The 7,850-nt window shown below is 70.3% G+C and carries 9 protein-coding genes; 6 read left to right on the top strand and 3 right to left on the bottom strand.

Going from position 1 to position 7,850, the window contains the following annotated elements; all coding sequences use genetic code 11:
• The 5 genes from Q4P07_RS02595 to Q4P07_RS02575 form a co-directional block, all read left to right on the top strand.
• A partial coding sequence (locus tag Q4P07_RS02595; RefSeq protein WP_303373330.1) for a metalloregulator ArsR/SmtB family transcription factor occupies window positions 1-805 on the top strand: 805 nt, incomplete at its 5' end.
• A complete protein-coding gene (locus Q4P07_RS02590) occupies window positions 802-1,266 on the top strand; it encodes a hypothetical protein (protein WP_303373329.1) in 465 nt (154 codons plus the stop codon). The genes Q4P07_RS02595 and Q4P07_RS02590, both read left to right, overlap by 4 nt.
• A gap of 43 nt (window positions 1,267-1,309) precedes the next feature.
• A complete protein-coding gene (locus Q4P07_RS02585) occupies window positions 1,310-2,458 on the top strand; it encodes a ThiF family adenylyltransferase (RefSeq protein WP_303373328.1) in 1,149 nt (382 codons plus the stop codon).
• Window positions 2,459-2,518: 60 nt separating this feature from the next.
• The gene (locus Q4P07_RS02580) at window positions 2,519-3,166 is read left to right on the top strand and encodes a molybdenum cofactor guanylyltransferase (RefSeq protein WP_303373327.1); all 648 of its coding nucleotides are present in this window, start codon (window positions 2,519-2,521) and stop codon (window positions 3,164-3,166) included.
• A gap of 4 nt (window positions 3,167-3,170) precedes the next feature.
• Window positions 3,171-3,410: a MoaD/ThiS family protein gene (locus tag Q4P07_RS02575; RefSeq protein ID WP_303373326.1), complete on the top strand. Its 240-nt coding sequence runs from the start codon at window positions 3,171-3,173 to the stop codon at window positions 3,408-3,410.
• A gap of 56 nt (window positions 3,411-3,466) precedes the next feature.
• On the opposite strand, the gene moaA is transcribed toward Q4P07_RS02575, so the two are convergent.
• The 3 genes from moaA to Q4P07_RS02560 are packed head-to-tail and all read right to left on the bottom strand — an operon-like array spanning window position 3,467 to window position 5,632.
• A complete protein-coding gene (gene moaA, locus Q4P07_RS02570; RefSeq protein WP_303373325.1) occupies window positions 3,467-4,567 on the bottom strand; it encodes a GTP 3',8-cyclase MoaA in 1,101 nt (366 codons plus the stop codon).
• A complete protein-coding gene (locus Q4P07_RS02565; protein ID WP_303373324.1) occupies window positions 4,557-5,087 on the bottom strand; it encodes a molybdenum cofactor biosynthesis protein B in 531 nt (176 codons plus the stop codon). Before Q4P07_RS02565 ends, moaA begins: the two co-directional genes overlap by 11 nt.
• Window positions 5,088-5,131: 44 nt before the next feature.
• Entirely contained in the window at window positions 5,132-5,632 is a 501-nt protein-coding gene (locus Q4P07_RS02560; RefSeq protein WP_303373323.1) for a MarR family winged helix-turn-helix transcriptional regulator, read from the bottom strand.
• Window positions 5,633-5,700: 68 nt separating this feature from the next.
• Between Q4P07_RS02560 and Q4P07_RS02555 the strand changes: the two genes are divergently transcribed.
• Entirely contained in the window at window positions 5,701-7,842 is a 2,142-nt protein-coding gene (locus tag Q4P07_RS02555; RefSeq protein ID WP_303373322.1) for an MMPL family transporter, read from the top strand.
• Window positions 7,843-7,850 lie beyond the last annotated feature (8 nt).

The following is a 7,850-nucleotide window of genomic DNA, read 5'->3' as shown; positions in this document are numbered from 1 at the left end:
CGCAGCTGATCGGGTGGACAGGTCCCCTGGGGTTGCGGGGTTGCTGCACTCGCCGGTCCGTCGAGCTGTGGTCGAGGAGCTGGCGGCGCTGCCACCGACCGAGCGCAACGTCGGTCTGACGGCACTCGAGCTGGGTCGGAAGTTGTCTCTGCACTCCACGACGATCCGTTTTCACGTCGACCAGTTGGTCGCGGCGGGGGTGCTGGACTTCTACTTCGCGCGCAGCGGCGGCGTCGGGCGACCCAGCAAGTGTTATGTGCTCCGGGAGCGGTCCCTGGGAGAGAGTGCGACGGGGCCGTCCGGGCGGGAGCCGTTCACGATGCTGGCCGGTGTGCTCGCCTCCGCACTGTCGGCCGACGAAGCGGACCCGCTCACGCCGGAGGAGGCGGGCATCCGGTGGGTCGCGCGGCGGGCCCAGCAGGCCCCGCCACGGCTGCACGACCAGTCGGCGCAGGGCAAGGTCGGCCAGGTCGTCGAGCTCCTTTCCGAATGGGGTTACACGCCGGACACCACGGTCGGCGACGACGGTGTGGTGGACATGACCCTGCGTGGTTGCCCCTTCCTCGAGCTGGCTCACACGCACCCCGACGTCGTGTGCGGGATGCATCGTGGCCTGCTTCACGGCGCACTGGAGGCCGTCGGGGAGGCCGGCGCCCGGGTCAGCCTTCAACCGTTCGTCGGGCCCGACACCTGCCGTGCCCAGATCCTGCTCCGCGGTGTGGACGCAGCGGCCGACCCGCCCTTGGCCGCTCCCGCCCACACGGAAACCACCAGCCCTACCGAACCCACCAAGGAACGCCCATGACGTCGCTCGAAGACCCGTTCGCGACCCTGCTGGCCAAGGAGCAGGAGCAGGGCGCCCCGGCGACGGGGGGCGAGGCTGCCCAGCGAGACCGGGCCGCGGCGAGGGTGGACCTGGGTCTGAGCCCGAGCACCGAGGAGGACATCGTCGACCTGCTCGCCGTGGGCGAGGAGCTGATGACCAAGGCGCGAGCCGGCGTCACCGGCCGCGCGGTCCGCGCCGTGGTCCGACAGTCCGGCCAGATGCTGATCCTGCTCGCCATGCCAGCAGGTGGTGGGCTGCCCGACCACGACGCCCCCGGCCCGGCGTCTCTGCAGTGCCTCTCCGGACAGGCTGTCCTCGTGGCGGGGGACCGGTCCTGGAGCCTGCGTCCGGGGTCGGCCGTGATGATCCCGCAGGAGCGGCACGAGGTCCGTGCGCTCACCGACAGCCTGTGCGTCCTGGCCGTCTCCCTGCCGGTCTGAGCGCCCGACCCGGCTCCCCAACCGCTCACGTACTGTCGGCCCTGTGACCCCGCACCTGTCCCCGCTGGTCGAGCCTGGACCAGCGCTGACCTCGGCTCAGGTCTCCCGCTACTCCCGGCACCTCCTCGTGCCCGGGATGGGCCTGGAGGCCCAGCGCCGGTTGCTCGCGGCACGGGTCGCGGTCGTGGGCGCCGGTGGGCTGGGCAGCCCGATCGTCGCCTACCTGGCAGCGGCTGGCGTGGGGCACCTGACGATCATCGATGACGATCGCGTGGATGCCACCAACCTGCAGCGTCAGGTGATGCACACGACTGCTTCGATCGGCGAGCCGAAGGTCGACTCGGCCGCCGGCTACGTCGCTGCGCTGAACCCCGACGTCTCCGTCGCGGTGCGTCATACCCGCATCACGCCGGACAACGCGGTCGAGCTGCTCGGTGGGCACCACGTCATCCTCGACGGTGCGGACAACTTCCCGACTAGGTATGCCGTGTCCGACGCCTCGGTCGAGCTCGGGGTCCCCGTGGTGTGGGCGGCGGTGCTGCGTTTTGATGCGCAGCTGTCGACGTTCGTGCCGGGGGTTGCCGACGCGGTGAGCCTGCGCGACCTCTTCCCGGTGCCGCCGCGAGCAGAGGACGTCCCCTCCTGCGCGGAGGCGGGGGTGCTCGGCGCTCTCGTGGGACAGGTCGGGTCCATCATGGCGGCGGAGGCGGTCAAACTGATCTGTGGCTTCGGTGAGCCGCTCGTCGGTCGAGTGCTGTTGGTCGACGCCCTCACCCAGCGCATCCGCGAGGTGCCGTTGCGCCCGGTCGGGGCTGATCTGGTGCAGATCGAGCGCGAGCCGGTCCGTGAGCTGATCCCGCTGGAGGAGATCTCAGTCGAGGAAGTGCGAGACCTTGGGCGCGAGACGTCCTCGCCGTCGCCGATCGTGCTGCTTGATGTGCGTGAGCCGGGGGAGCATGCGCTCGGCACGGTGCCGGGTGCCCTGACCGTGCCCGTGGGCGAGGTGCTCAGCTGGGACGAGGTCGATGGACACCTTCCCGGTGGGCCGGTCATCGTCTACTGCAAGTCGGGCCCCCGGGCCAATCGTGCGGCGGTGCACCTGGTCAAGATCGGCCACCCCGACGTGCGGGTGATGACCGGTGGGATGCTGGCCTGGATCGAGCGTGTGGACTCGAGTCTGCCGACCTACTGATGCCCTCGGGCCGACTTGCTCTCACCAGCCCACCTGCCACGGAAAGCCGCCACGAATCCCATGAACCAGCGCCCCGACCACCCTGTCGACCTGCTCATCCTGGCGGGCGGACGTGGCGAGCGGCTCGGGGGCGCCGACAAGGCTGCCCTTCTCGTCGGTGGCACCAGCCTGCTCAGCCGCATCCTCGGCGGGGTTGGCCCGGACGGCGCCGAGCCCCTCGGTGGTCAGGTCGTGGTCGTCGGCCAGACCCTCGTGCCGGACGGCATCTTGGTCACGGTGGAGGAGCCGCCGGACGGTGGCCCGGTGGCGGGGATCGCGGCAGGGCTGGAAGCCCTCGACGCCACCGACCGGCAGAGCGTGCCGGAGTGGGTCGCGGTGATCGCCGTCGACCAGCCCTCCGCGGCCAGAGCTCTGGCCACGCTGCGTGACCAACTGGCCGTGGTGCCCGAGAGTATCGACGCGGTGAGTCACGTCGACGCGTCCAACCACCGGCAGTGGCTGCTGGGCCTCTATCGGCGGGACCGTCTCCAGGCCGCGCTCACGTCGCTGCCGACGGTGCACGGCGCCAGCGTCCGCACCCTCGTCTCAGACCTCGCCTGGCTGACGGTCACCACGGACCAGAACGATCTGGGCGACGTCGACACCTGGGAGGACGTGCGGGTGTGGGAGGAGCGCCTCGCCCGGCCTGATCCAGATCTGAGAGACTGAGGCCATGGCAACGGTCAGGTACTTCGCCGCCGCCGCCGAGGCTGCGGGCACCACCATCGAGCACGTCCAAGCCGACGACCTCGGGGCTCTACTGGACGAGATCGTGCAGCGGCACGGTCGCGAGCTCGCCAGCGTCCTGGAGCGCAGCTCGGTCCTGCACGAGGGGCAGTATGTCCGCGATCGGGGCGTGTCACTGCCCAGCGACGCGGTCTTGGACGTGCTGCCACCCTTTGCCGGCGGCTGAGCCGGCGATCAGAGGCCCAACGGATCGCCGCAGTCTCGGCGACAAAGGGCGCGGCGTCAGCCGCCGATGGCGCTCATCGGACGTGGCGGCTGCAGGAAGCCCGGCTCGTTAATGCCGTGCCCGGGCAGTTTGGCGCCGATCGACGCGCAGAAGAGTGCCGCGAGTTCATCGTCTGAGGCACCCGCTCGCAGAGGGTCACGCAGGTTGGTCTCGCCGGTGGCGAAGAGGCAGTTGCGGACCTGACCGTCAGCCGTCAGCCGCACCCGGTCGCAGGTGCCGCAGAACGGCATCGTGACCGAGGCGATGACTCCGACCGTGGCTGGTCCGCCGTCGACCAGGAAGAGCTCGGCCGGCGCGCTGCCCCTGGTGTCGTCGGGCATCGGGGTCAGCTCGTAGACGGTCTGCAGCCGCGCCATGATCTCGGCGCCGGTGATCATCTGGCTACGGTCCCACTGGTGCTGGGCGTCCAGCGGCATCTGCTCGATGAAGCGCAGCTGATAGTCGTGCTCGAGGGCGAAGCCCAACAGGTCGGTCGCCTCGACGTCGTTGATCCCACGCATCAGCACCGTGTTGAGCTTGATCGGCGCCAGGCCGGCCTCCGCTGCTGCCTCGATGCCGGCGAGGGTGTCCTTGAGGCGGTCCCGCTTGGACAGCTCGATGAAGGTCTCGCGCTTGAGGGTGTCGATGCTGACGTTGACCCGGGTCAGTCCGGCCTCGACCAGCGCGCCGGCGACCTTGGCGAGTCCGACACCGTTGGTCGTCATGGAGATCTCGGGAGCGGGGTCGATCGCGGCCAGCCCGGCGACGACGTCGACCAGGTCCCGGCGCAGCAACGGCTCGCCACCGGTGAGACGGATCTCGTCGATCCCGAGGGAGACGGCGATCCGGGCCAGCCGCAGCATCTCCGGCGTGGTCATCATGGTGTCGCGGGCCAGCCAGGGCACGCCCGCCTCGGGCATGCAGTAGGTGCAGCGCAGCGAGCAGCGGTCCGTCACGGACAGACGCAGGTCGCGGTGGACGCGGCCGTACTTGTCGACGAGCGGCCCCCGCGCAGGCACGGGGCCGGTCTCGACGTCGGGAGGAGAAGCGCCAGTTGAGTGCTGGGTGGTCGGCGGTGGGCCGATCGTGACCCGTTGGGTCGTCATATCAGTGGTCACCTCCGGACACCTGGTCAAGCACGTGTGGCAGTAACGGTCCGAGCACGTCGATTCCTTCCTGGACCGCCGAAGGACGGCCTGGCAGGTTGATGATGAGGGTGCCCCCCACGCCATGGTCGTCGGGCCAGTCCGCCACGCCGACCAGGCCACGGCTCACGGCCGCGTAGGGGGTGTGTGCGCAGCCTTCGCGGCGCAATAATTCCGCCAGGCCAGGGTTCTCCCGGGTCAGGACCTGTCGGGTGCCTTCCGGCGTGAGGTCGCGCGGGCCCATGCCGGTGCCGCCGGTGGACACGACGAGCCGGTGCCTTGCCTGGATGGCCTCCCGCAGTGCGGCCGCGACCGATTCGACCCCGTCTGGCACGACCACCGGCCCGTGGACGTCATACCCCAAGGACGTCAGCGATTCTGCGAGGATCCTGCCGGATTCATCGCAGCGGCGGCCGTCGGAACTGCGGTCAGAGATCGTGATCGCGACAGCGCTGAGCTGGGTTCCGGGACGTCGGGGGTGGTCGTGGGTCATGACGTCAGTCTACGTAGCCACAGATCAGCCACGCAGTCCCGCACTCAGAGCAGCCGCGAGACCGCCCGCTGGGCGTCCTGCAGAAAACGCAGCACGACCCGCCTCTCCGCCTCGTCCAGCGCGGCGTCGATACTGGCCAGCTCGACGAACATCGGCATCAGGTGGCCCAGAAGCTCGTCCCGGCCGCTGGCAGTGGCGGCCACCACGGTGCGTCGCCGGTCTGTCGGGTGTGGCTGGCGCTCGGCATGTCCGCGAGCCTCGAGCCGATCGATGATCCCGCTGGCTGCTGCCGACGTCACCCCGAGGCGCTGGGCCAGCTCGCTAGGACCGCTGGGGTGCTCCATGACGTGCTCGAGGACGGCCATCTCGGTGTGGGTGAGCTGCGCCTTGCGGGCCAGGGCTGGGGTGGCGCGCGCGCTGGTGGCCAGCAGCAGGCGCAGGCTGTCCAGCGTCGAGCTGCGGTCCCAGTTTTCCACCCACTCGCCCGCAGTCTGATCGGCGGCACGCCGATCGTGCGCGCGGACCGGAGACGTGTTATTTTCCATCTAAAGTATCTCACTTAATTAGCAATCTCGTGACCTACAGGGTCAGCATACGACGGAGGTCACCACCGGTGTCCAGATTTGTGAACTTCATCATCGGTCGGCGCAGCGCCTGGGCCGTGCTCGTGGCCGCGTTGCTCGTCGCGGCGGTAGCGCTGGGCGGGATCGGTCAGGCGCAGCGGGACGGGACCGCTCTGGACGCCCTGCCCGTCGGCTACGACAGCACGGTCGGGCAGGAGCTGCTCGACCAGCTTCCCGACGAGGGCACCTCGACCGCGCTCATCCTCTTCACCACGGACACCGAAGACATCAAGGCCGCCCTCCCTGCGCTCGCCGAGGTCGTGGCGGGCGTGCAGGCCACGTATGGAGCGCCGGTGCCGCCGGGCGCTGCCCCCGCGCAGGGGGCAGGCGGACCGCCTGGGGGCGCGCCTGTCATCCCGGCGAAGGATGGGACGGCTGCCTTTACGGTCCTGACCCTTGATGCGCCGACCGCGACCGCCGCCGCCGAGCAGGTGAGTGGCCTGCGCGCCGCCCTCGATGCTGCTGTCCCGGACGGGATCACCGCACAGGTGACCGGGCCGGCGGCGATCCAGGCCGACCTCGCTGCGGTCTTCGACGGCGCCAACATCACCCTCCTGGTCACCACCGCGAGCATCGTTGCGCTGCTGCTGATCGTTACCTATCGCAGCCCCGTCCTGTGGCTCCTGCCGCTGTCGGTGATCGGGGTCGCCGACCAGGTCGCGTCGGTGGCGGCCACCCATGTGCTGCGTGCCACGGGCGTCCCGTGGGACGAGTCGACGATCGGCATCCTGTCGGTGCTGGTCTTCGGCGCCGGCACCAACTACGCGCTGCTCCTGATCTCCCGCTACCGCGACGAGCTGCGCCGCCATGAGTCACGCGCTGACGCGATGGCCGTCGCGCTGCCACGGACCGCGGAGGCTGTGGTCGCCAGTGCCAGCACCGTCGTGATCGGCGTCCTGTGCCTGCTCCTGTCGGCATTCCCGACGACCCGAGGGCTAGGGCTCGCGTGCGCGGTGGGCATCGTGATCGCTGCGCTCGCGGTCCTCGGGGTCCTGCCAGCCGTGCTCGTCCTGGTCGGCCGGTGGGTGTTCTGGCCGCGCGTGCCGCGGGTAGGGCAGGAGGGCCTGGCCGACCACCGTTCCCTGTGGCGCCGCGTCGGTGACGCCGTCGCCAAGGCTCCCGCCGCATACATCGTCGGTGTCCTTGCCGTCTTGGTGGTGATGGGAGCGGGGCTGACGCAGATGCGTGCCGGGCTGGCTCCCGCGGACCAGTTCCTGGAGACGCCTGAAGCCATCACCGCGGCGCAACGTCTCGGCGAGTCCTTCCCGGCCGGCACGTCCGACCCGATCCTGGTGGTGGCTCGCACCGACGATGCGGGGCAGGTGACATCGCTCGCGGACGCGGCCACCACGGTCGAGGGGGTCTCGCGGGCCACCGCGGTGGACCCGGTCGAGGGGATCGGCCAGGTGCAGGTGGTCATCGACTCCGAGAGCGGGACGCGCGGGTCCGTCGTCACGGTCGAGGCGTTGCGTCAGGAGGTCGCCAGCGCAGCCGCCGCTCACAACCTCGCCGACGTCTATGTCACCGGTGGCGAGGCGAGCATGATCGACGCTGACGACGCCAGCTCCCGCGACCGGTGGGTGATCATGCCGCTGATCCTGGTGCTGGTCGCCGGAGCGCTGATGCTCATCCTGCGGTCGGTGCTCGCCCCGGTGATCCTGGTGGCGACCGTGGTCGGCACGTTTGCGGCTGCGCTGGGGGTGTCGTGGTGGTTGTTCACGGGCATCTTCGGCTTCGCCGCGATCGATGCGAGCATGCCGTTGCTCGCCTTCCTCTTCCTCGTCGCCCTGGGGATCGACTACAACATCTTCCTGATCACCCGGACCCTGGAGGAGGCGCGCGACCACGGCACCAAGGAGGGTGTCCTGCGGGCCCTGGGTGCCACCGGCGGGGTCATCACCAGCGCCGGCATCCTGCTCGCCGCGGTCTTTGCGGTGCTCGGGGTGCTCCCGTTGGTCGTCCTCGCCCAGATCGGCGTGGTCATCTGCATCGGGGTCCTGCTCGACACCCTGATCGTGCGGACCGTGCTCGTCCCGGCGATCGTCCGCGTGCTCGGCGAGAGGTTCTGGTGGCCGCGCTCGGTCGTCGGCGCAGGCGGCAGTCATCGTCCCGAAAGGGTGGAGGCGCTTTGAGGGCGGAC

Origin of the sequence: Ornithinimicrobium sp., from assembly GCF_030537745.1 — a bacterium.
In the GTDB taxonomy this organism is placed as follows: Bacteria; Actinomycetota; Actinomycetes; order Actinomycetales; family Dermatophilaceae; genus Ornithinicoccus.
The sequence above is the reverse complement of the archived record's forward strand: the minus strand, read 5'-3'. Positions and strand labels throughout refer to the sequence as shown.